Source organism: Actinomyces culturomici (assembly GCF_900499005.1).
GTDB lineage: Bacteria > Actinomycetota > Actinomycetes > Actinomycetales > Actinomycetaceae > Pauljensenia > Pauljensenia culturomici.
The window spans coordinates 1,527,167-1,550,957 of record NZ_LS991316.1; the positions used below are offsets into that span (position 1 = coordinate 1,527,167).

Annotated in this window: 16 protein-coding genes; 4 read left to right on the plus strand and 12 right to left on the minus strand. The window is 69.9% G+C overall.

What is annotated here, in order from left to right; genetic code table 11:
- Positions 1–5: 5 nt before the first annotated feature.
- From DY157_RS06740 to DY157_RS06770, 7 genes are all read right to left on the minus strand, one after another.
- Positions 6–1,418, minus strand: a complete 1,413-nt coding sequence (locus DY157_RS06740) for an aggregation-promoting factor C-terminal-like domain-containing protein (RefSeq protein WP_235827090.1) — start codon at positions 1,416–1,418, stop codon at positions 6–8.
- Positions 1,419–1,576: 158 nt separating this feature from the next.
- The gene (locus tag DY157_RS06745; RefSeq protein WP_235827091.1) at positions 1,577–2,737 is read right to left on the minus strand and encodes a resuscitation-promoting factor; all 1,161 of its coding nucleotides are present in this window, start codon (positions 2,735–2,737) and stop codon (positions 1,577–1,579) included.
- A gap of 180 nt (positions 2,738–2,917) precedes the next feature.
- Positions 2,918–3,826 carry a TatD family hydrolase gene (locus DY157_RS06750; RefSeq protein ID WP_115727790.1) on the minus strand — a complete coding sequence of 303 codons (909 nt, stop codon included), beginning with the start codon at positions 3,824–3,826 and terminating at the stop codon, positions 2,918–2,920.
- Positions 3,826–4,533 carry a nitroreductase family protein gene (locus DY157_RS06755; protein WP_115727791.1) on the minus strand — a complete coding sequence of 236 codons (708 nt, stop codon included), beginning with the start codon at positions 4,531–4,533 and terminating at the stop codon, positions 3,826–3,828. The genes DY157_RS06750 and DY157_RS06755 overlap by 1 nt, the downstream gene beginning before the upstream one ends.
- Positions 4,534–4,652: 119 nt before the next feature.
- Positions 4,653–6,083: an alpha-amylase gene (locus DY157_RS06760; RefSeq protein WP_115727792.1), complete on the minus strand. Its 1,431-nt coding sequence runs from the start codon at positions 6,081–6,083 to the stop codon at positions 4,653–4,655.
- Between the two features lie 55 nt (positions 6,084–6,138).
- On the minus strand, positions 6,139–6,717 hold the full coding sequence (locus tag DY157_RS06765) for a DJ-1 family glyoxalase III (protein ID WP_115727793.1): 579 nt from the start codon (positions 6,715–6,717) through the stop codon (positions 6,139–6,141).
- A gap of 57 nt (positions 6,718–6,774) precedes the next feature.
- Positions 6,775–10,194: an ABC transporter ATP-binding protein/permease gene (locus DY157_RS06770; RefSeq protein WP_115727972.1), complete on the minus strand. Its 3,420-nt coding sequence runs from the start codon at positions 10,192–10,194 to the stop codon at positions 6,775–6,777.
- 58 nt (positions 10,195–10,252) lie between these two features.
- On the opposite strand from DY157_RS06770, the gene DY157_RS06775 reads away from it, so the two are divergent.
- Complete coding sequence (locus DY157_RS06775; protein WP_115727794.1) at positions 10,253–10,810, plus strand: GNAT family N-acetyltransferase; 558 nt, start codon at positions 10,253–10,255, stop codon at positions 10,808–10,810.
- 158 nt (positions 10,811–10,968) lie between these two features.
- Entirely contained in the window at positions 10,969–12,150 is a 1,182-nt protein-coding gene (locus DY157_RS06780; protein ID WP_160159473.1) for an IS30 family transposase, read from the plus strand.
- A 235-nt stretch (positions 12,151–12,385) separates the two neighbouring features.
- On the opposite strand, the gene DY157_RS06785 is transcribed toward DY157_RS06780, so the two are convergent.
- The 3 genes from DY157_RS06785 to DY157_RS06795 all read right to left on the minus strand — a co-directional run bounded on the left by DY157_RS06785 (position 12,386) and on the right by DY157_RS06795 (position 18,789).
- Positions 12,386–14,233 (minus strand): cation:proton antiporter, encoded by a 1,848-nt coding sequence (locus tag DY157_RS06785; RefSeq protein ID WP_115727796.1) that lies wholly within the window; start codon positions 14,231–14,233, stop codon positions 12,386–12,388.
- A 29-nt stretch (positions 14,234–14,262) separates the two neighbouring features.
- The gene (locus DY157_RS06790; RefSeq protein WP_115727797.1) at positions 14,263–17,955 is read right to left on the minus strand and encodes an efflux RND transporter permease subunit; all 3,693 of its coding nucleotides are present in this window, start codon (positions 17,953–17,955) and stop codon (positions 14,263–14,265) included.
- Positions 17,956–18,192: 237 nt separating this feature from the next.
- Positions 18,193–18,789 (minus strand): GNAT family N-acetyltransferase, encoded by a 597-nt coding sequence (locus tag DY157_RS06795; protein ID WP_115727798.1) that lies wholly within the window; start codon positions 18,787–18,789, stop codon positions 18,193–18,195.
- A gap of 277 nt (positions 18,790–19,066) precedes the next feature.
- Between DY157_RS06795 and DY157_RS06800 the strand changes: the two genes are divergently transcribed.
- Together DY157_RS06800 and DY157_RS06805 are read left to right on the plus strand one after the other, a co-directional pair.
- Positions 19,067–20,248: an IS30 family transposase gene (locus DY157_RS06800; RefSeq protein ID WP_160159474.1), complete on the plus strand. Its 1,182-nt coding sequence runs from the start codon at positions 19,067–19,069 to the stop codon at positions 20,246–20,248.
- Positions 20,249–20,368: 120 nt separating this feature from the next.
- Positions 20,369–21,238 (plus strand): EamA family transporter, encoded by an 870-nt coding sequence (locus DY157_RS06805; RefSeq protein ID WP_115727800.1) that lies wholly within the window; start codon positions 20,369–20,371, stop codon positions 21,236–21,238.
- A gap of 41 nt (positions 21,239–21,279) precedes the next feature.
- Here the strand turns inward: DY157_RS06805 and DY157_RS06810 are convergent, their stop codons facing one another.
- Both DY157_RS06810 and DY157_RS06815 read right to left on the minus strand, forming a co-directional pair.
- Positions 21,280–22,395, minus strand: a complete 1,116-nt coding sequence (locus DY157_RS06810; RefSeq protein ID WP_115727801.1) for a putative ABC transporter permease — start codon at positions 22,393–22,395, stop codon at positions 21,280–21,282.
- On the minus strand, positions 22,392–23,705 hold the full coding sequence (locus tag DY157_RS06815) for an MFS transporter (protein WP_115727802.1): 1,314 nt from the start codon (positions 23,703–23,705) through the stop codon (positions 22,392–22,394). The genes DY157_RS06810 and DY157_RS06815 overlap by 4 nt, the downstream gene beginning before the upstream one ends.
- Between the last annotated feature and the right edge of the window lie 86 nt (positions 23,706–23,791).

Consider the following 23,791-nt stretch of genomic DNA (forward strand, 5'->3'; position numbering starts at 1 on the left):
ACGACTCAGTACCAGCCGTACCCGTTCGAGTGGCCCCAGGCGGCGCAGGGGGTGCCGTAGCGGCCCGCGATGTAGCCGAGGCCCCAGGTGATCTGCGTGGCGGGATTGGTCCGCCAGTCGGCGCCCGCGGAGGCCATCTTCGATCCCGGGAGCGCCTGCGGAATGCCGTAGGCGCCCGAGGAGGCGTTCTCGGCGTAGGGGTTCCAGTGGGACTCGCGGTTCCACAGGTTGACGAGGCACTGGTACTGGTCGGACCCCCACCCGCGGGCGGCGACCTGGATCGCGGCGATCTCCTTGGGATCCTGGCCGGTGTAGGAGATCGCGAGGCCCGCGCGCTGGGCGGCGGCGGCCGCGGCGGCCTTGTCGGCCTGGTCCGGGATCGCGTTGATGATCGCCTCGATCTCGGAGATCGAGGAGAGCGAGCCGATCTGCGCCCGGTAGAGCGTGTAGGCGTCGCCGTACTCGTCCGTCCCGCTCTCGAGCTGCGCCTTCGGGTCGATGCCAGCGATGAGGAGCGCCTGCGGCGTCGCCTCCTTCGTCCCGGTCGAGCGGATCTGCGTCGTCGGCGCGGTCGTCACCTGCTCAGCGGTCGTCACCGCGGTCGTCGCGGCGCCGTCGACGGTCTCCGTCCACTGGGTGCGCCGGGCGACGCCGTTGACGCCCTTCGTCGTCACCTTGGACTCCCCGACGAAGAGATCGCCGGAGGCGACGGTCTGCTCCGCGTAGGCGACGGGGATGTCGCTCGTCATATCCCCGCGGCTCACGCGGGCCACGGTGATCGTCAGGGCGCCGTCGGCGCCGTTCGACACAGAGACGCGGTCGTTCGGGCGGACCTCGACGCCCGCCCGCCCGAGGACGGCCGCGGCGTCCTCGCCCTCGCGGGCGGCGACGCTCGTCGTCCTTCCATCGGCGACGACGGCGACGGTGCGGGCGCGGGTGACGAGGGGGACGGCGGTGCCGCGGACGCTCGAGCGGTCGGCGGCGAGGGAGACGGAGGATCCGAGCGCGGCCGAGTCGGCGAGGATCGCGTCGGCGGAGGCGGAGGTCGACCAGATCGTGCGCGCCCGGCCGTCGACGGCAAGCGAGTACGGGTGGGCGGTGCGGACGACGACGGTGGCGCCGTCGTCGACGGACGCGGCGAGTTCGGGCTGCACGAGGTCGTGGGCGCCGGCCTTCACGCCCGCGGCGTCGAGGACGGAGGCGACGTTGCTCCCCCAGGTGACAATCGGCTGGGAGACGCCATCGACCTCGAGGGTGACGGTGGAGCGGGCCTGCGCGACCCCGGCTCCCGCGACGAGGACGAGGAGCGCGGACGCGGATGCGGCGGAGGCGAGGACGGTGCGCCTCGAGGGCGCCCAGATCCATCGACGACGGGGCTCTCGGGCGCCGTGGCGGCCCGCGGCCTGCTCGCTGCTCACAAAGGGGTCCTTCGTCTCGGGGGTTCACTCAACGGTACGCGCTCCGACGCTCGCGGGGCGAGCGCATCGGGAGAGCGTGATGAGGCGCACGCAAGGCGACGCGCCGGGGAATGCGCGATGGGCGGGCGCGACGCGCCCGCCCATCGCAATGGTTCGGATCAGTAGAGCCCGAGGCTGCGCGCGCACGCGGGCCACTGGCCCCAGCCGGAGCGCGCCTGCAGCGCCTGGGCGAGGGCGGTCTGCTCGGCCGCGGAGGCGTCCGAGGGAAGGCCGGTCCCGCCGAGGGACTGCCAGGTCGAGAGCGTGAACTGGTACATGCCGTAGTAGCCGTTGCCGGTGTTCGTCGCCGGGTTGCCGCCGGACTCGCACTGGGCGAGCGCCGCCCACACGTCGCCCGACGCGGCCGAGGAGGTCGCGGCGGGGGCCGAGTAGGACGAAGACGATGACGAAGAGGACGAGGACGACGACGAGGAGGTCGTCGTCGCGACCGGCTTCTCCTTCGTGCCGACGGCGACGATCTTCGTCACCGGATCGGTCGTCGACCGGGCGACCTGGACGTTGACGGTGATCTGCCCGTCGACGGTCTCGCGGAAGTAGGTCGTCGTCCTCGAGCCGTCCTGGCCCTCCTGCACGACCTTGGAGTCGCCGACGTAGAGGGAGGAGTCGTCCTGCTCCTGGGTCTGGTAGGCGATCGCCTCGGTGACGTCGACGTTGCCGCGGGTGATGCGGGTGACTTTGATCGTCGTCGTGCCGGCCTTCGCGACGAAGTCGACGGTGTCGAGGTCGCCGAGGGTGACGCCGGCCTTCTTCAGCAGCGCGTCCGCGGTGTCGCCGACGGCGGCGTCGACCGGAATCGTCTGGCCGTCGACGAGGACGTCGACCTTCTGGGCCTCGGAGATGACGGGCATCTGGGCGCGCAGGTTCGAACGGTCGGCGGCGAGGACGATGGAGCCGGTCTTCGAGACGCCGTCGAGCACTCCGTCGATGGAATCGGCGGTCGACCAGGCGGTGATGGCCTTGCCGTCGACGGTGACGTCGTAGGAGGTCGCGGAGCGGACGACGATCGTCTCGCCGTCGGAGACGGCGGTGTCGACGGCCGGGGCGACGAGGTCGTGCGAGCCGACCTTCACGCCCTGCGCCGCGAGGACGTCATCGACGGTCGCGTAGAAGCCCGTGACGGGCTGGGAGACGCCGTCGACCTCGAGGGTGAGCTCGTGGTGGGCGGCGGCGACGGCCGTGCCGGCGGTCGCGGTCATGGCGAGCGCGAGCGCGGAGGCGGCGGAGATGACGGTGCGGCGCGAGGGGTGCGTGATGTTCACGTGGCTCCAGACTTCGTGGGTTCCGCTCCGATCCGTTCGATCCCCTAGGGGAAATCCCGGATGCCCGCGGACTGACTCCCCCACCGTAATGAATCCGTGACCATTCGCGCGCGCTTTCGTGTTCCATCTCACGCGATCCGCGCTTGAAATGCGGACGCCCGCATCACCTCGAGGGCGCCGTCACCATGTCCCGTAGACGCGGCGCGAATTCGCCATGAGCTGGTCGCACGCCTCAGCCTCGCCGACGCCCCAGAGGTCGGCGATGAAGCGGACCGTGTGAACCATCACGTAGGAGGCGTTGGGCGCCCCGCGGTGGGGCGCCGGAGTGAGGTAGGGCGCGTCGGTCTCGACGAGGACGAGGTCGCGCGGCATCGCCGCGAGGCCCTCGCGCAGGCCCTCGTTCGCCGGGTAGGTGATCGGGCCGGCGAAGGACGCGTACCACCCGTGGGCCGCGAGCGCGCGGGCGAGTTCCCCGTCGCCGGAGAAGCAGTGGAAGACGATCCCCTGGTCGGGCGTCGCGACCTGGCCGAGGACCTCGAGGCAGTCGGCGTGCGCCTCGCGGTCGTGGATCTGGAGGGGGAGTCCCGCGGCCGCGGCGAGCTCGAGGTGGGCGGCGAAGGCGCGCTTCTGAGCCGCCCGCCCCTCCTCAGCGGTCCGGTAGTAGTCGAGCCCCGTCTCCCCCACCGCGACGACCATCGGGTCGGCAAGGCGCGCCTCGACCTCGGCGAGCGCCTCGTCGAGGGGGACGTGGTGGGCCTTGCGACGCGGGACGAGGCCGTCGGGCGAGGGCTCTTCGACGCCCGCGTGGAGCGCGGCCTCGTTGGGGTGGAGGGCGAGGGCGACGCGCACGCCCTCGTGGGCGCGGGCGATCTGAAGCATCGGATCGAAGTCGGGGATCTCGCAGGCGCTCGAGAGCTGGAGGGCGACGCCGGCGGTCCGGGCCCGCCGGATCTGCTCGGCGAGGTCGAGCTTCACGCCGTCGGCCGTCGGGATCTCGCCCGTATGGACGGGAAGGTGCGTGTGATTGTCCATGACGGGCGCGGCGAGGGGCGCGGGCTCCTCGGGCCAGGTGCGCTTCTTGTGACCCATCACTCCCCCTCCCCGTTCCTGCGCGGGGCGAGGGCGACCGGTCGGCGCGCCGCTGCGAAGGAGTTGACGGGCGCGTCGCTCGCGTAGCCGAGGGCGAAACCGGTGACAAGGCGGTAGGCGTCCGGGACGTCGAACATCCGGTCTCCAGGCGTCCTCCAGACGGCGAGATTCCCCAGCGGGCACGAGTCGACGCAGCGGGCCTTCGCGGCGAGCGCGAGCGTGGAGAACATGATCCCCGCGTCGAGGGCGGAGAACGGGAGAAGGGCCTCGTGGACGTAGACGAGTCCGACGACGGACGCGCCGAAGGCCTCGAAGTTCCGCCTCGTCCACGCGTCGCGGGCCGCGCGATCGCCCCGCTCGATGCCGAGGGTCTCGTAGAGGGCGAGGCCGAGCTCGACCGATCGCGGGCGCAGGTCGTCGGGGTAGCGCGCCCACACGGCGAAATCCCCGTCGGGCGCGGGCGGTTCGGTCCCCGCGGCCCTCGCGGCCGTGTACGCGTCGAAGAGCGCGCAGTAGGCGTCGGTCAGGGTCCGCGCGTCCTCGCCGACGGCGAGTCCGAGCATGTAGGGCCGGGTGTTCGACCAGCTGGGCGCAGCGGCCGCGTCGGCGAGGATCTCCTCGAGGACACTGTCGGGCACGGTTCGATCGGTGAAGTCGCGCGTCGAGCGCCGGGAGGCGACGAGGGCGGAGAAGTCGGTGGGCAGCACGTCCCCCAGGGTACGACCCCGGCGCCCGGGCCCGCCGCGCGGGAGGCGCCGGCCGCCGGACGGCCCAGCGCCTTGTTCCTCCCCGCCCGGCGGGCGCGCGGCCGCACCCGGGAGCCTCCTCAGACCCGGGGGATGAACACGGAGAGGCCCGGGTCGCCGACCGGGAAGATCGCGGCCCCGTCCTCGTCGATGACGACGTCCTCCTCATCGCCGAGGGCGCAGGTCCACGTCTGCCCGGCGTGGGAGGCTCCGACCTCGAGGCGCTTCGAGGACGCCCCGGACTCGGAGACGACGACCGCGAGGCCGCCCGCGGGGTCGTTCCCCTCGCGGCTCCAGCCGATGACGTGGCGGTCGTCGAAGACGTCGCGCTGGGCGCCGTAGGCGTGCGTCGAGCGCAGGCGCATGAGCGTCTCGAGCCCGGGGACCGGGGCGACGGCGTTCTCACCCACGGTGCCCTCGAGGTCGGCCTGGAAGACGCAGGGGTAGCCAGCCTCGCGCAGGAGGATCAGCGCGTAGGCGGCGGGCTTGAACCAGTCGGCGACCGGCGACTGGAGGGACTGACCGGCCTGCGTGTCGTGGTTCTCGACGAAGGTCACCGCCATCGTCGGATCGGCCTGGGCGAGGGTCCCGTTGAAGATCCCGCCGAGGTCGAACTCGCCGTTCCCGTTCGAGGCGTGGTGGAGCGCGAAGTGGAGGGGGACGTCGAAGAGGCTGAGCGAACGGTCCTCGCCGATGAATCCGCGCAGCTCGTCGAGGTTCTGCGTCCAGTACTCGCCGACGGTGAAGAGCTCGCGGCCCGTCTCCTCGCGCATCCGCTCGAGCCAGGCCATCGTGAAGTCGCGGCCCATGTGCTTGAGGGCGTCCATGCGCAGCCCATCGACGCCAGTCGTCTCGAGGAACCAGGATCCCCAGCGGACGAGCTCGTCGAAGACCTTCGGCTCGGTGAGGTGGACGTCGGCGCCCATGAGGTAGTCGAAGTTCCCCAGCTCGAGGTCGACCTGCGGATTCCACTCCTTGCCCTCGAAGAGCCAGAGGCCCTTGCGGCCGGTCGCCTCGTCCCAGTCGGTGCCGTGGAAGCACGTCGAGTCCCAGTGGAAGTCGGAGTAGGCGTCGGCGCGGCCCGGGAAGTCGAAGCGGGTCCACGCCTCGATCCGCTCGGGGCCGGCGACCTCGACGGTGCGGTTCCCCTGGTCGATGGGGGTGGCGGTGACGGTCTCGGTGCCATCCGCGCCCATCTTGTGGTTGAGGACCGTGTCGGCGAGGACCTGGATGCCCGCGTCCTGGAGGGCGCGGATCGCCGCGAGGTACTCGTCCTTCGTCCCGTACTTCGTCGGCACGCTCCCCTTCTGGTCGAACTCGCCGAGGTCGAAGAGGTCGTAGACGCCGTAGCCGACGTCCGAGGCGCCGGCCTGCCCCTTGTAGGCGGGCGGGAGCCACACGGCGGTGACGCCGAGCTCGGCGTACTTCGCCGCGTTCTCGGCGATCCGCGCCCAGTGGCGGGAGTCGGAGGGGAGGTACCAGGAGAAGCCCTGGAGCATCGTGCCGTTCATCACGGTCCTTCTACGTCGGTGCGCCGACGCCTCGAGGGCGCCGGCGCGGGTGGGGTCAGCGGACGAGGGCGGCGGACACGCGCGCGGCCGTATCCTCGTCGAGGAGGTGCTCGACGAGCGCGATCCCGAGGTCGAGGGCCGTGCCCGCGCCGCGGGAGGTGAGGATCTCGCCGTCGACGACGGCCCGCTCCTCGGAGACGAGCGCGCCGTGCTCCTCGAGGACGTGGAGGAATCCGGGGTTCGAGGTCGCGAGGCGGCCGGCGAGGTGCCCGCGCTTCGCGAGGATCGAGGGCGCGGCACAGATCGCGGCGACCGCGAGGCCCGCGTCGGAGCGACGATCGAGCTCGGCGGCGATCGTCTCGTTCGCCTCGAGATTGGTGGTGCCGGGCATGCCGCCGGGGAGGAAGAGAACGTCGTAGGACGCGAGGTCGGCGTCGGCGAGGAGCAGGTCGGCGACGAGGCGGACGCCGTGGCTCGACTCGACGACCGGGTCGTCGGCGACGGCGATGAGGTCGGCGCGGACGCCCGCGCGGTAGAGGCAGTCGACGACGGCGAGCGCCTCTACCTCCTCGAGTCCGGGGGCGATGAGGACGGCGACGGTCTTCTCGGTGGCGAGGACGGACGGGGTGGGCACGGCTCCTCCTCCGGTGGGCTCCGGTGGTCTGGTCGGCGCGGGCGCGCCGCCTCGAGCCTACTCGCTGCGGAGCGCCTCGACCGGGTCCTCTCTCGCGGCCTTGCGCGCGGGGACGAGCCCGGCGATGAGGGTGAGGAGCACCGAGATCGCGATGAGGACGAGCCCGGCGCCGAGCGGCAGTTGCGCGATGTTCGAGACGTCGAGCCTCGCCGCGACGATCGCGTTGGCGACCGCCGCGAGGACGAGGGTGATGCCGACGCCCATGACGCCGGCGAGGAGGCCCTCGATGACGGTCTCCGCGTTGAAGACGTGGGAGACGTCCCGCTTCGACGCGCCGATCGAGCGGAGGATGCCGATCTCCTTCTTCCGCTCGAGGACGGAGATGAAGGTGATGATCGCGATCATGATCGAGGAGACGACGAGCGAGATCGAGACGAAGGCGATGAGCATCCACTTCATGATGTCGATGATGCGGGTCACCGAGCTCATGAGGAGGCCCACGAGGTCCGTGTAGGTGATGACGCGGGCGTCGTCGCCGGCCGCCTTCGCGGCGTCGTTGTAGTGCTCGATGATCGCCTTGACGGCGTCCTTGTCCTCGAAGGTCGTCGGGTAGACGTCGATCTGCGAGGGCGCCTTGGCGTCCGCCCAGCCGAGCTTCGCGAGGTTCGAATCGTAGGTCGCGGGAGCGGTCGACATCATGGTGGCGAGGAGCTTCTGGAGGTCCTCGGGGCTCATCTTCGCCTGGAAGGCGTCGGCGAAGGCGGACTGGTCGAAGGAGAACGCGCTCTGCATCGAGGTCGCGAGGCGGCTCATCGCCTGCTGCATCTGCGACTGGATCGCCGTCTGGATCTGCGTCATCATCTGCGTCATCGCGCTCGTCATCGTCTGCGAGACGTAGGTGGAGAGGACCTGGGAGATCTTCGAGGAGAGCGCGGTCCCCATCTGCTCGGCGACCGTCCGCCCGATCGCGTCCGCGAGCTTCGCGGACACGTCGCTCGCGACCTGCTCGAGGGCGGGGTCGTCGCCGAGGGCGGAGGCGAGGTTGCTCGTGAGCGCCGCGGTGTCGACGACCTTCCCGGAATTCAGGGTCTCCTCGAGGGCGGTGCGGACCTCGGGGGTCGCCATGTAGGCGCTCGCGAGCGCGCCGGGGTCGGCATCGGGGACGCCGTCGCCGTTGGTGTCCGCGTTCGCCTGGTAGTAGGCGATGTAGCCCTGGGCGAGATCGGACACGGTCTGGGCGAGGGCGTCGCCGGCTCCCGGGGCGATCGCCCCTCCCGCGAGCGCCTTCGACACGATCGCCGCCCAGTCGATGTCGGCGAGCTGCGGGTACGTCGTCACGAGGTCCGCGAGGTCGAGGTCGGAGGCCGTGATTCCGGTGAGATCGATCGAGGACCCGAGATCGGAGAGATCGAGCGTCGACAGATCGAGTCCCGACATGTCGAAGGAGCCCGGATCGATCGCCGAGGCGTCGATGCCCGAGAAGTCGAGGCCGGACAGGTCCATCTGGAGGGCGCTCGGGTCGATCCGGAACGCCGATTGGAGCTTCGACCCGTCGATCGTGAAGAGGGAGGACATGTCGAAGCCGGTTTCCCCCGCGCCCTTCGCGAGGTCGTCGAAGCTCTTCCCGCTGAAGACGTCGGTGTCGGGGCGGGCGATCTGGTCCTTGACGATCTGGGACGCCGCGGCGTCGTCCATCACCTCCTGCGTGAGGCCCGCCGTGTAGAGGATCCCCTGGCCGAGGATCGTCGTATCCGAGTCCTTCGCCTGGACGATTCCGGAGATCCGCAGAGTCTCCCCCTTCGCGATCGCGTCCTTCATGAAGGCCGAGTCGCCGGATTGATCGACCCAGACGCCGTGCTCCGCGTCGTAGGTGTAGAGGGAGGAGGCGGGGACGAGGGTGAAGGTCGTTCCGAGGATGCGGTCGTAGTCGTAGGCGGCCGCTCCGGACTGGGCCCCGTCCTCGTCGCCCGACTTCGCGGCCGAGGCGCCGGACTGCGAACCGGAGCCCGCGGCGCCCGAGCCGGAGTAGTAGGACTCCATGAGCCGGTCGAGTTCGGAGTGATCCTTGAGTCCCAGCGTGTACTCGAGGAGATCGGGCATCGCGCCGTCGGAGTCGACGACGAGGACGAGCTCGTGATCGGTGCTCGGCCAGTGCCCGGCGAGGACGGAGTAGTCGTCCTCGTAGAGCGAGGCGCTCGCGGGGAGCTGGTCGAAGGCGTCGGTCTGGATGTAGGACGAGAAGGGGCTCACCTGCGAGGCGCTCGAGAGCGTGGAGAACGCCTGCTCGGGGTTGAGCTGGACGACGCCCTCCGACGTGTCCGTCCGGTAGATGCGCGGCTTCGCGTCGTACTGGTACTCGATGGCGGCGACGTGCTCGTCGATACGTCCGCCATCGCGGTCGAAGTAGGACTTCAGCGACTCGAGGTCGTTCGTCGTCCGCGAGTTCGCCATCGCGGCGAACGCGGGGCGGGAGACGACCTCGCCGGACTGGGCCTTGACGGTCGCGGCGTCCTCCGCCGCGCCCTGCATCATCGCGGTCATGTCGACGCCGGCCTGCGTGATGGTGAGCGGATACGAGGTGAGGGCGTTCTCCTCGGTGCGGGCGATGTAGTCGTTGACGCCGTTCGCGAGGGCGAGGATCGCGGCGATGCCGATGATGCCGATGGAGCCGGCGAAGGACGTCATGATCGTCCGGCCCTTCTTCGTCGCGAGGTTGCGCGCGGAGAGGGAGAGGGCGGTGAGCGGGGACATCGAGGTGCGCCGGGCGGTCTTCGCCTCGCGGGCGCCCGAGGGCGGGGGCGCGAAGGGCTGCGAGTCGGAGACGATGCGCCCGTCGGCGAGCTCGACGATGCGCGTCGCGTACTGCTCGGCGAGCTGCGGGTTGTGGGTGACCATGACGACGAGTCGATCCTCGGCGACCTCGCGGAGCAGGTCCATCACCTGGATCGACGTCTGGGAGTCGAGGGCGCCCGTCGGCTCGTCGGCGAGGACGATCTCGGGATCGTTGACGAGGGCGCGGGCGATGGCGACGCGCTGCATCTGACCGCCGGAGAGCTGCGAGGGCCGCTTGTGGACGTGGTCGGCGAGCCCCACCCGCTCGAGCGCCTCGAGAGCGCGGGCCCGACGCGCCCTGCGGCCGACGCCGGAGAGGGTGAGAGCGAGCTCGACGTTCGCGAGGACGGACTGGTGCGGGATGAGGTTGTAGGACTGGAAGACGAAGCCGATCCGGTTGTTCCGGTAGGCGTCCCAGTCGCGGTCGCGGTAGTCCTTCGTCGAGATCGAGTCGATGAGGAGGTCGCCCGAATCGAAGTGGTCGAGCCCGCCGATGACGTTGAGCATCGTCGTCTTGCCGGATCCGGACTGGCCGAGGATCGCGACGAACTCGTTGTCCCTGAAGGCGAGGGACACGGAGTCGAGGGCGACCTGGGTGAGGGACGCGGTCCGATAGGCCTTCGTGATCCCTCGGAGTTCGAGCATGTCATCAGCGTAGATCAGGTCCCGAGGCGCCTCTCGCGCGGGGTCGTAGGCTGGGGGCATGGATCATCGGAAACTGCGCGCAGTGCCCGTACCGTTCTTCGGGAGGACCTCGCGGGCCGTCCGACGCCTCTATCTGCGGTCCTTCCCGAAGGCCGAGCAGCTTCCCCTCCCCCTCCTCCACGCGATCTCCCTGCGCCGCTCCTGCCACTTCCTCGCCTGGTTCGAGGAGGGAGCCTCCGCCCCCTGCGCGCTCTCCTACGCGTACGTCATCCAGGATCTCGCGTACATCGGGTTCCTCGCGGTCGATCAAACGCTGCGCTCTCGCGGAGTGGGGACGCGGATCCTCCAGGAGTTCCAGCGCCGCTATCCCGACAAGGTCCACGTCCTCGAGATCGAGCCGGTCGAGGAGGACGCGGAGAACGCCGAGCAGCGTCTCAAGCGCCTCGCCTTCTACGAGCGCAACGGCTTCACCCCGACGAATCTCACGACCCACCAATTCGGGGAGGACTACACGGTCCTCACGCGCAACGGCTCGGTCGCTCCCGAGCGCCTCGAGCACGTTCTCGACAACTTCGGCTTCGGGCTCGTGCGAACGACCGTCACCGTCGACGACTGACCGTTCCTCAGCCCCCCCTTCGCGCCTCGCCCCTCCGCCGAGAGCATTACCTTCGAGCGTCGAAAGCATGGCGGTTTCAGGTGGTGAGTGCAACGCCTTGAGTGTGTGGGGTGGTTGCTGTGGGTTTTCGTTGTTCTGAGGCGGTTCGCCGCCAGGTGTTGGATCTGCTGATTGAGGGTGTGCCGGTTAGGCAGGTGCATTTGCGGGTGGGTGTCGCGGTGTGCACGATCCGCAAGTGGGCCAAAGATTGGGGCATGACGTTTCGTGTGGGTTCGCGAGGCGGGTGGGTGGGCGGTGCGCCCGCCGACCCTGTGGAGGGGCTGGTCAGCGGGGTCGGGCATGGGGCCCGGTTGACGATCGGGGGCCGCCAGCTCATCGAGTACTTGCACGGTCAGGGGATGAGCATGCGGGGGATCGCCCGCGAGCTTGGGGTGGCGGCCTCGACGGTGAAGCGGGAGTTGGATCGTGGGGGCGGCCAGTATCGGGCGGTACGCGCTCATGAGGAGGCTGCCGGGAGGCGGGCTCGTCCCAAGCCGTTCAAGCTGGAGGATCCTCGGCTGCGCGCCTTCGTGGTCGCCAAGCTTAACGAGCACTGGTCGCCTGAGCAGATCTCGCGGGCCTGGGCGTGTGGGGACAATAGGGGGGTGACGATCAGCCCGGAGACGATCTATCAGGCCCTGTATGTGCATGGGCGCGGCGCGTTGCGTCAAGAGCTCAAGGTGGAAAAGGCGTTGCGGTCGGGGCGCACGCGTCGCCTGGCGCGTTCGCCGCTGGCTCTGGCGCGCTCGAAGGGGAAGTCGTGGGGGGAGGGCGCCAGGATCGTGGACCGGCCCCAAGAGGTGGAAGGACGCCAGGTTCCGGGCCATTGGGAGGGGGATCTGATCGTGGGGGCGAACAACAAGAGCGCCGCGATCACCCTGGTGGAACGCACCACGGGCTACCTGCTCGTCCGGCCCCTGCCAGCGTGCCACGACACGGCAAGTGTGATCGACGTGCTCGCCGACATGATCAGCCCTTTCCCGCTCACGCTTCGCGAGACGATCACGTGGGACCAGGGAGGGGAGATGGCGAACGCGAAAGACCTGACCAGCCGGACCAAAACGAAGGTGTATTTCGCCGACCCGCATTCGCCCTGGCAGCGCGGGTCCAACGAGAACACCAACGGCCTGTTGCGCGACTACTTCCCTAAAGGCACCGACCTGAACGACTATCCCCCAGAAGCATTCGCCGAGGCCGAACGCCAACTCAACACCCGACCCCGCAAACGCCACGGCTGGAAAACACCCGCCGAACTCATGCAAAAATTACTCGACGACAACGCCGTTGCACTCACCGCCTGAAACCGCCCATCACCTTGCTCCATCGAGGGGATGCGGCGCATGTTTTCGCGGGGCAGTGCAACGAAGAGGCACGCCGCGGGCCGGGCCGGGTAGGCATCGGGCGTCTGCAGGACCGCGGAACGCGGTCCGAAGCGGGCGGGGCCCGGCCCGCGGCGGGCGGACCACTGATCCGGTCAGCTCGCAACCACAGGCGCACGACCTCGCGGAGCGGGGGGGACGAGGACGGGGCCGGCGCTCAGTAGAGGGAGGTGAGCATGATCTCCTCGTGATCGAGCCGCTCGAGCGCGTGCTCGAGGGCCGCCGAGGAGAACACCCCCTCGTCGCGCGCCTCCATGAGCGCCTCGCGCTGCTCGCGGATCGCCTCGATGGCGAGGAGCTTGATCTCCGATTCGGTGAGCGGCGGCAGCGAGCCCTCTTCAAGGACTTCGCCCTCGAGGGTCTCCCCCTCGCCCGATTCCCGCGCCGACGGCGCGGCCACGGCCTCGTCGCCGTCGTGGGGATGGGCCCGGGTGAGCGCCATCGACGAGCCGATGCGCGTGAAGCGGGGCGCACCGGAGCGCTCGCTCATCGCCTGGGCGAGCGCAGACTCCTTGAGGGTCGAGCCGAGCAGCGCGAGGAGGCGGTCGCGCTCGGCGTCGTCGTGGGAGTCCTCGGCGGTGAGGGGCTTGACGAGCCGAATGAGGAGCGGGAGCGTGAGTCCCTGGATCGCGAGAGAACCGGCCGCGACGAGGAGCGCGATGAGAAGGAGGAAGGCACGGGCGGGCGCCGACAGCGGAAGCGTCTGGGCGGCGGCGAGGGTGACCGCCCCGCGCATGCCCGCCCACACGACGACAGCGCCCTCGCGGGGGCCGAGGGGCTCGCGCGAGACGTAGGCGAGATCGTTGCCGCGGCGGCGCTGCTTGCGCCAGACCCGTTCGAGGCGCCGGTGCCACTGGCGTACCGCCTTGTCCCACTTCGCCTTCGACATGTTGCGCGCCGCGAGGAGCTCGTCGTCGACGTCGCACGCGTGGGCGATGCGCTCCTCGATCATCTGGAGCTTCTCCTCGTTGCGCTCGTAGCGGGCACGCGTGTGCCGGCGACGGTGGGCGAGGAACGCGAGGAAGGGGGCGACGAAGGCGGCCCGCAGGACGATCGCGAGCGCTCCAACGGCGAGGGAGACGAGGGCGGCGCGCCCGATTCTGAGCCCGACCGACGAGGCCGAGACCTCCTCGACGATGCCGAACGCCTGGAGGCCCATCGTGAGGAAGACGACGCCCTCGAGGACGAGTTCGACCGTGCGCCAGTTCTGCTGGGCGAAGCGGCGGTTCATCGCCGGGAGCATGGCGGCGCGCCGGTGGGAGACGACGAGTCCGGCGACGACCGCGGCGACGAGGCCGGAGCCGCCGAGGTGCTCGGCGGGGATCGACGCGAGGAAGGGCATGACGAAGGAGAAGACCGTGTCGGCGGCCGGCTGCGTGATGCGCGAGCGGATGCGGATCCCCAGCTCCCCGACGGCGAGGCCGACGGCGATCGCCACCGCGAGCGCGAGGAGGAAGTCGAATCCGAGTTGCATCGGGGCGAGCGCGTCGGCGTCGACCTGGAGCGCGGCCGCGGTCGCGGAGGAGAGGAGGACGAGGGCGGTCGCGTCGTTGAAGAGACCCTCGCCTTCGAGGATCGTGATGATCCGGTGGGAGACGCCCTGCCCCTTGGCGATGGAGACCGCGACGGCGTCCGTCGGAGAGAGGACGGCGCCGAGGGCGACCGCCCACGGGATCGGGATCGCGGGGACGAGGGCGTGAACGAGGAGCCCGAGGGCGACCGCGGTGAGGACGACGAGGCCGATCGCGAGTCCGGCGACGGCCGTGAGCTCGCGCCGGAAGTCCATGACGGGCATCGAGGCCGCGGCGCCGAAGAGGAGCGGCGGGAGGATCACTTCGAGGACGATCGCCGGCGAGAGTTCGATCGGGCTCACCCAGGGGAGGAATCCGATGCCCGCACCGAGCGCGAGGAGGATCAGGGGGGACGCGACGCCGATGCGCGGTGACAGCTGCGCGCACACGGCGATGGCGAGCAGTCCGGCGACGGAGACGACGAGGAGATCCACTCCCCCAGCCTACGGGGAGAGGAGTGCGCTCACTCGGCGGAGTCCGCGGCCGCGTGCTTGACGTTCCCGAGGCGACCGCGCCCGGCGACGAAGCGGTCGAGGGCGGTGAGAAGGCCCGGGAGGACGAAGACGATGAGGATCGTCGCGGCGAGCGCGCCGATCGAGATCGTCCGGCAGATCTGGCCGACCGTCGGGTTCTCGAAGAGGTAGCCGAGGATGCCGGTGACGACGATCATGATCGACCCGGAGGTGGCGATCGTGTGGATCGACCGGTCGTACGCGCGCGCGAGCGCCTCGGGCGGCGGCAGGGACCGGCGGACCTCCCGGTACTGGGTGGTGAGGAGGATCCCGTAGTCGATCGTCGCGCCCATGAGGATGCACTGGACCATGAGCTGGGCGAGGTAGTAGTTCGAGTATCCCTGGAGCCCGATCGTCGTGATCGTGATGAAGACGCCGCACTGGACGAGGAGGACGAGGAGCAGCGGCACCGACAGGGAGAAGAAGGTGAGGGCGACGACCGCGAAGATCGAGGCGGCCGTCAGCCAGGAGATGAGGGACATCTCGGTGGAGAAGGAGCGGCTCATCTCGTGGATGAGGACCGAGTCGCCGACGAGCCGGCATCCTTTCGAGAAGTCGGCGGCGCAGGTCTTCTCGAGGTCGGAGACGAAGGCCTCGGTGTCGGCGGACTCGGCGGGCAGGGTCGTCGTGATGACCATCCGCGAGTGGTGCGGACCGACGAGTTCGAGGACGGCGTCGGCGATCTGATCGTCCGCGTCGGCGATGGCGGCGCGCGACTTCGCGTCGACGAAGGGGGCGAAGCGGGCGTCGTCGACGACGTCCTTCGACAGGGTCTTGACGAGCTGGGCGATCGAGAGGGTCGCCGTCGAGGAGTCCCAGTCCTTCGCGGCGTGCGCGAGGTAGGCGAGCTGGATCTGCGGGACCTCGACGGCCTGTCCGATCCTTCCGAGGAAGGAGGCGAGCTTCTCGGGCGTGTACCGCGTCTGGTCGACGACCGAGCCGACGATCGCCCGTAGGCTCCGCAGCTGCTCGGCCTGGGAGGCGGTGAACCTCGAAGAGGTCTGCTGGCCGGTGAGCATCGTGTCGACGACGAAGGCGAGGGCGTCCTGCGCGGTCATCGACCAGGAGCTCGAGTCCCCGTACTTCGAGGTTCGCAGAAGGGCGAGTTGCCTGGCCTGCGCGTCGCTCATCCCGGTGAGGCCCGCGAGTTTCGAGGGCGAGTAGGCGGTTCCGCTGATCGAGTCGTCGATGATCGTCCGCAGGCGCGCGATGTCGTCCCCTCGCCCGGAGGCGGCGGTGCGCGGGTCTTCGTCGAGGGCGGCGACGATCTCCTGGGGGGTGTACGTCCAGCCGGCGCCCGCGGTGGGGATGTCCGCGACGGCGAGGGCGAGGGCGACGACGGACGGGTCGATGCCCGTCATCGCCGCGAAGTCCGAGACGCTCACGGGCGCGCCGGAGGCCGAGGCTCCGATGATGGCCGCAAGGCCGGCGAGCTGCGTCTTCTGCTCGTCGGTGAACCCGGCGGCGAGGGGGCTCGCGGGGTCTGCGAGGGCGGCGTTGAGGAAGGCGACGAATTCGGCGGGGCTCGCAGTGAGGGTCGAGGGGTCGAATCCGCTCATCCGGCCGGAGGCCTGGGCCCGCGCGACGAGGAGGGCGGTCACCTGTTCGGCGGGGATCCCGAAGATCGCCGACAGGCCCGCCGCATTCATCTGCGTCGTCACCGTCTGCTGGTCGGCGAGGACGGCGAGTTTCTCGAGGCCCGCCTTCTGCTCGTCGCTCATCGAGGCGGACGCCTCGGGCACGGACGCGACGAGGGAGCGGACGGCCGCGACCATCTCGGGCAGGGGCTTCGAGACGTTCGAGTAGGCGCCGGACGCGGCCATCCGCTGCGCGTAGAGGAGCGCCGTCTCGGTCGGGTCGAGCCCGAGGAGCGCGGCCATCTCCCCCGAGCCGATCGGCGTCGTCATCGCGGCGGCATCCGTGAAGCGGGCCATCTGGCGGACCTGGTCGATCGCGTGCCCGGCGAGCAGCGACGAGTACTCCGGATCGTTCGCGAGGTCGTTCTGGACGAAGGACACGAACTCGGGCAGCGTCATCGCGTCCGAGCCGATCGTCGGGTCGGTCATCGCGTGGTAGAGGAGGATCCCGCGGGCCTCCTCCTCGCTCATTCCGAGGACGGAGGCGAGGCCGGCAGCGCCGAGCGGCACGACGAGCTTCTCCCGATCGAGGTAGGGGACGATCTGGTCGAGCCGTGCGCTCATCGTCGGGTCGAGCCGATTGGCGATCGTCTCGTCGGAGCGAACGAAGTCGACGAACTCCGCGAGGGTCATGTCCTGCGTCGCCCGCCCGTCGTGGGCGAGGTAGTAGACGAGGGCGAGAGCGTCGTCGTCGAGGGAGAGCGACCCGTCGCCCATCTCCGCCAAAGCGCTCTTCATGTCGGCGAGGCTCCGCTGCTTCCCGATCGTCGAGGACTGCGAGGCGACCGACCGGACGAAGGACTCGGAGCCGATCCGCTCGGCGAGCGCCCCGGCCGCGGCCTCGTCCGTGTTGTCGTAGACGAGGACGACGGGGTTCTCCTTGGGGAACACGTCGGCGATGGGGTCGTCCTTGCTCAGCGTGTAGGCGACGGGCGTGCCGGCGGCGGTGACGGCGGTTCCGGCGAAGAGGGCGATGAACGCGAGGAGGATCGGCCAGCGGAGCCGGTGCTCGACCCTTGCGAGGCCGGCGAGATTCGGGTGCCAGTAGGGCTTCGCGGTCGCCGCGATCGCCTTGTCGAACCAGAGGATGAGGGTCGGCAGGACGGTGAAGACGGCGACCATCGAGAGGAAGACGCCCTTGGCGAGGGCGATGCCGAGGTCGAGGCCGATCCCCAGCGACATGAAGCAGAGCATGAGGAGGCCGACGACCGTCGTCATCGAGGAGGAGACGATCGAGGAGAACGCGCCGCGGATCGCGCGGGTCATCGCCTCGGCGGGGGTCGCGGCGCCCGGCTTCTCCTGCCGGTACCGGTTCATGAGGATGATCGAGTAGTCCATCGAGAGGACGAGCTGGAGGATCGCCCCGATCGTGAAGGTGATGTCGGCGATCGAACCGCGGATGAGGTTCGTCCCGAGGTTGAGGACGACGGCCATGCCGATCGCGACGAGGAACAGCACGGGTTCGAGCCATGACGCGCACATGATGAAGAGGATGAGCGCGAGGAGTCCGACCGCGACCATGACGATCCACAGCGGCAGCTCGGACGAGGGAGAGGGGTTGTCGGAGCGGATGACGGGCGAGTCGGCGGCGAGCTTCTCCTCGATCGTGCTCTGGATCGCCTGGTCCTGCGCGGATCCGTAGGCGGCGGTCGACTGGACGATGTAGAGGGTCTTGTCGCCCTCGTGGTAGATCGGGGAATCGGCCTCGTAGGCGACGGCGTCGACGTTCGGGATCTTCTCGAGCGTCTGGAGGATCCGCTTCTCGTCCGAGTCGGCGAGCCCGGCGAACATCACGCGGGTCGTCGAGAGTTCCTTGGAGTCGGGGAACTCGTCCTCCATGATCGCCAGGCCCGCGCGCATCGGCGAATCAGCGGGGAGGAATTCCGCCATGTCGGTGATGACTCCGACCTTCGGGACGAGGAACGCGCACACGACCGTGGCGGCGACCATGATCGAGAAGATCACGTATCGCGCGCTGACGAGGAGTTTCGCGATCCCGGACGGCACTGTCGGCTTCACCTCTGAGGTCGATGGGCGGGGTCCTTCAACGGTAAGCGCCCGCGCGCCGCTCCGCTCGCGACTTCGAGTTTCGGAACCGGTTCGCAATCGTCGATCCGGGGAACCCCCTGCGAGGTCATGCGCCTTGAGCGATGAAGCCGTGCGCCCCGCCCCGCGAGGTCCTGCGCCTGCAGCGACGGCGTCGCGCACGCCGCGGAGCGACCGCCCCGCTCCTCCGGCGCCCGCCTATTCGGCGTCGAGGACGAGTCGCATCTGATTCCACTCCTCGCCCCCGTGCTCGGATTCGGCACTCACGCCCTCGTCGATGAACCCCAGCCGCGCGTAATAGCCGAGCTTCGCCGCCTTGCACGTGAGGACGAGGCCGGTCCGCCCCTCGCGGCGCGCGTCGTCGATGAGGAGCCGCAGGAGCGCGGTCGGGTGCCCGGCGCCGCGATGGCCGGGGTGCGAGGCGACGGAGAGGATCATCAGCCAGTCGCCGTCGGGATCGTGGATCGAGGCGTCGGCGAACATGTCGTCGGCGAGGTCGCGCCGGTTCGTCGCGAGCGCGACGACGAAGGCGAGCAGGGTCCCGGTGCCGGCGGGCTTCTCTGTCCCGGCGACCCCCTCCGCGTCGACGGCCCCGTCCTCGGCGACCGCGAGGAGGATGTGCTCGGGGTAGGTCGCGAGCCGGTCGGCGTAGGCGGTCCGCGGGGCGGCCTCGGTCGGCGGGAACGCGAGCGCTTCGAGCGCGGCGATCGCGTCGAGATCCGCCGCCGTCGCGCGCCTCAGCCGCACGCCGCTCGCTTTCACCGCGGTCTCGTCCGCCGTCGCGGCCTCCGCCATCGCCTCGCCCTCCTCCGTCCGCTTTCGGCCGTCTCCTGGCGGCCTGTCGCGACGTCATTACATCATCGCGGGGAGGTCATCGCCCTCGGCCGCCACTCCCCGGCCGCCGGCTCCGATCGCGATCGACGAGGGCGCAGCAGGCGTCCGATGAAGGGAAGCGGAGATCCCCTCGACGAGGGAAGGTGATGGGCGGTTTCAGGTGGTGAGTGCAACGCCTTGAGTGTGTGGGGTGGTTGCTGTGGGTTTTCGTTGTTCTGAGGCGGTTCGCCGCCAGGTGTTGGATCTGCTGATTGAGGGTGTGCCGGTTAGGCAGGTGCATTTGCGGGTGGGTGTCGCGGTGTGCACGATCCGCAAGTGGGCCAAAGATTGGGGCATGACGTTTCGTGTGGGTTCGCGAGGCGGGTGGGTGGGCAGTGCGCCCGCAGACCCTGTGGAGGGGCTGGTCAGCGGGGTCGGGCATGGGGCCCGGTTGACGATCGGGGGCCGCCAGCTCATCGAGTACTTGCACGGTCAGGGGATGAGCATGCGGGGGATCGCCCGCGAGCTTGGGGTGGCGGCCTCGACGGTGAAGCGGGAGTTGGATCGTGGGGGCGGCCAGTATCGGGCGGTACGCGCTCATGAGGAGGCTGCCGGGAGGCGGGCTCGTCCCAAGCCGTTCAAGCTGGAGGATCCTCGGCTGCGCGCCTTCGTGGTCGCCAAGCTTAACGAGCACTGGTCGCCTGAGCAGATCTCGCGGGCCTGGGCGTGTGGGGACAATAGGGGGGTGACGATCAGCCCGGAGACGATCTATCAGGCCCTGTATGTGCATGGGCGCGGCGCGTTGCGTCAAGAGCTCAAGGTGGAAAAGGCGTTGCGGTCGGGGCGCACGCGTCGCCTGGCGCGTTCGCCGCTGGCTCTGGCGCGCTCGAAGGGGAAGTCGTGGGTGGAGGGCGCCAGGATCGTGGACCGGCCCCAAGAGGTGGAAGGACGCCAGGTTCCGGGCCATTGGGAGGGGGATCTGATCGTGGGGGCGAACAACAAGAGCGCCGCGATCACCCTGGTGGAACGCACCACGGGCTACCTGCTCGTCCGGCCCCTGCCAGCGTGCCACGACACGGCAAGTGTGATCGACGTGCTCGCCGACATTATCAGCCCTTTCCCGCTCACGCTTCGCGAGACGATCACGTGGGACCAGGGAGGGGAGATGGCGAACGCGAAAGACCTGACCAGCCGGACCAAAACGAAGGTGTATTTCGCCGACCCGCATTCGCCCTGGCAGCGCGGGTCCAACGAGAACACCAACGGCCTGTTGCGCGACTACTTCCCTAAAGGCACCGACCTGAACGACTATCCCCCAGAAGCATTCGCCGAGGCCGAACGCCAACTCAACACCCGACCCCGCAAACGCCACGGCTGGAAAACACCCGCCGAACTCATGCAAAAATTACTCGACGACAACGCCGTTGCACTCACCGCCTGAAACCGCCATGCTTTCGACGAGGGAAGGTGATGCTCTCGCGGTGTCGAGCGGGGTCGGCATTGAGGGCGAGGGCGGGGGCGGCGCCCGGCGTACCCTGTCGCTGGAAGGGAGCGGTGCCTCGTGTGGATCCTCGCGGCGTCGATGTCGGCGCTGTTCGCGGGCCTGACGGCGATCCTCGCGAAGCTCGGCGTCGAATCGACCGACTCCGACGTCGCGACGGCCGCGCGGACCGGCGTCGTCCTCGTCCTCGCGTGGATCGTCGCCGCCGCGAGCGGCTCCCTGACGGCGCTGGCGCACATCCCCGCCTCGGCCTGGGGCTTCCTCATCGCCTCGGGCTTCGCGACCGGCGCCTCGTGGATCTGCTACTTCCACGCGCTCGCGACCGGCCCGGTCTCGGCCGTCACCCCGATCGACAAGGCGTCGACGCCGCTCACCGTCCTGCTCGCGCTGCTCCTCCTCGGCGAGGGCGCCTCGCCGCTCAAGCTCGCGGCGGTCGTCGTCTACCTCGTCGGCGCCCTCCTCATGATCCCCCGAAGCGACGAGGGCGCGGCCGCGGCACCGGTCCGGCTCGGAGCATGGCTCCCGTGGGCCTGCGGCTCGGCCCTCTTCGCGGCGCTGACGTCGGTCCTCGGGAAGCTCGGCGTCGAGTCGGTGCCCTCCGATCTCGCCACCGCGATCCGCACGGTCGTCGTCGCGATCCTCGCCTTCGCGATCGTGCTCGGACGCGGGAAGAGCGCGGGGCTGCGCGGAATCGAGCGGCGGGAGGCGGGATTCCTCCTCGCCTCTGGCCTCGCGACGGGCGCGTCCTGGCTGTTCTTCTACCGGGCACTCCAGACGGGCCCGGCGTCGGGAGTCGTGCCGATCGACAAGCTCTCGATCCTCGTCTCGATCGTGTTCGCCCGGATCGTCCTCGGCGAGAGGCTGGACGGACGGGCGCTCGCCGGCCTCGCCCTCATCGTCGCGGCGACCCTCGCCCTCGCGATCCTCTGAGCGCGAGGGCCTCTCGTCGCCCGTTCACCCCGGCGTCGCGCCTACTCCGACTGCGCCGTATCCCCCGCGACGCTCCCGAAGTCCATCGTCTGGAAGCGCTCCTTCATGAACGCGTCGTCGTAGTGGGCGTCGATGTAGCGGGTGATCGCGCCGGTCGGGGCTTCGCCCTCGTCGCGGGCGTGCCAGCGGTCGAGGACGAGCAGCGTCATCGCCCCGTCGATGAGGAGGACGAGGGCCGCGAGGATCGTCGCGACCGCGCGCCAGCGCAGCGGGATCCGGTCGACGAGCTGGAGGAGGTCGGGCAGGAGGAGCCGGATCCACACCAGTCCGAGGACACCCCAGGCGCAGAAGTACGCGAAGTTCGTCCGACCGTCGATGTTGAGGAAGGTCCCCGAGTAGTCCCAGGCGACGATCCCGAAGGCCTTCTCCAACCACCAGGAGACGGCGAATTCGAAGGAGGCGCCGATAACGCCGGAGACGAGAAGGACGACGAGCTTCGAGGAGTTCCACCACCGGTTAAGCGCGATCGTCATGAGGAGGGCGCCGAACCCGTAGATCGGGCTGAAGGGTCCCCAGAGGAGCCCGGCCCGGTCCTCGTACTGGCCGGTCTTCAGGAGGTGCCAGAGGAGTTCGACGAGCAGCCCGACGAGGGAGGCCACGGCGAACACCCAGAAGAGGTTGAAGAAGTTGAGGGGGATGCATCTCGCTCGCGTCGGGTCCTCGGAGATCTCCCACGGGGCGGCGAGGCGGTGCCCGCGGCGCAGCTCCGCGTCGGTCGCGGTCTGGAAGCCGACGATGAGGGCGATCTGGAGGAGGAAGAAGAGCTGGGTCGCCTGAACCCCGTGGCGGGCGAGGTCGAGGACGAGGGCGGCGATGACCGCGCCGACCGTGAGGCGGGCGACGAGTCGGGCGCCCCTGTTCGCCAGCGTGAAGTCGTAGACGACGATCGCGAGGCAGCCGACGGCGTCGAGTCCGATGAGCCCGATCTGGATCCACGTCATGGGATCGCGCGGCGAGGAGGCGCCGGCGGCGAGGTCGAGGACGACGTAGACGAGGAGGAGGACCGAGACGAGCGCGACGAGGAGGAACAGTCCGCGCGCGAGGACGCGCCGGGTCCTCCCCCACGCGCGTTCGGCGGTGGCGGCGAGCGGGATCATGCCTCCACGGTAGCGGCGCCCTCGCGCGACCGGTCGGCGACGAGGAGGCTCATCACCGCGGCGAATGCGCAGAGGGCGACGCCGATGAGCCACACGGGCACGTACCACCCGGTCCGCGAGACGAGGATCCCGCCGAGCCACGCGGAGAAGAACGCGCCGATCTGGTGGCCGAAGAAGAGGACGCCGATGATCGTCGAGACGTGCTTAAGCGAGAACCACTGGTTGACGAGCCCCGAGGTCGGCGCGACGGTCGCATCCCCGGTGAGGCCGAGCCCGATGTTGAAGATCACGGCGGTGACGACGTTCTTCGGGGCGGCGAAGAGGAAGAGGAGCGTCCAGATCGCACGGAATCCGTAGTAGCCGCCGAGGAGCCTCCCCTTGTGGAAGCGCGTCGCGAGGTACCCGAAGAGGAGCGCCCCGGCGATCGTCGCGATCCCGTAGACGGAGAACGCCCAGGCCGCCGCCCGCGAGTCGATCCCGTAGGAGACGAACTGCGAGTAGAGGTGCGACTCGATGATCACCATGTGGAAGCCGCAGGTGGAGAAGCCAGCGAGGAGGAATCGGAAGTCGGCGCTCGCAAACGCCGTCCGGATGGACCCGCGGCTCTCGCCCTCGTCGATCGTTCCGCGCGGGGCGCGCAGGCTTCCCGAGGGCGGGTCGGCGCACGTGATGAGGAGGGCGATAGGGACGAGCGCCGCGAGGGGCGCGCACATCACCGACAGTGCGAGGGGGATGCCGCCGGCGGCGACGAGTCCCTCGAGGACCGGGGAGAGCGTGAAGGAGCCGAGCCCGGCGGCGGCGTTGAGCATGCCGGCGACGAGCATCGCCCGACTCGGTCCGACGTAGCGCATGAGGGAGGTGAGGATGAGCCCGTAGTTCACCGCTCCGGTGCCGAGCCCGAAGAGGACGCCGAGTGAGAGCATCAAGGGCCAGAAGGAGTGCGCGGCGATCATGCCGAGGAAGGAGGCGGCGAGCAGCCCGATCCCGAGTTCGAGGACGAAGCGGTTGGAGCGGCGGATCGACAGCATCCCGAAGAAGGGCTGCGAGGCGCCGAAGAGGAGCTGCATGACGGCGATGCAGAGGGAGACGCTCGCGTAGGAGAGGCCGGTCCGATCGGCGAGCGGGTGGAGGAGGATCCCGACGTCGCCGCGGGTGCCGGCGCCGACTCCGTAGAGGACGCAGGCGGCGAGGGAGAGCGCGAGGACGGTCGAGAGGCGCGTCGCGCGGGGCGGTCGTCGGTGTCGTTCATCGGTCGCACGGTAGCCCCGGCACCGGGCGGCGTCGCGGCGACGTCCAGCATTCGCGCACATGGAACGACGTGGGACGAGGCCGGGGCGGCGAATCGCACGAGAGGGATTGATAAGAGAACGTCGTTCTGTTAGCGTGGTACCAGACC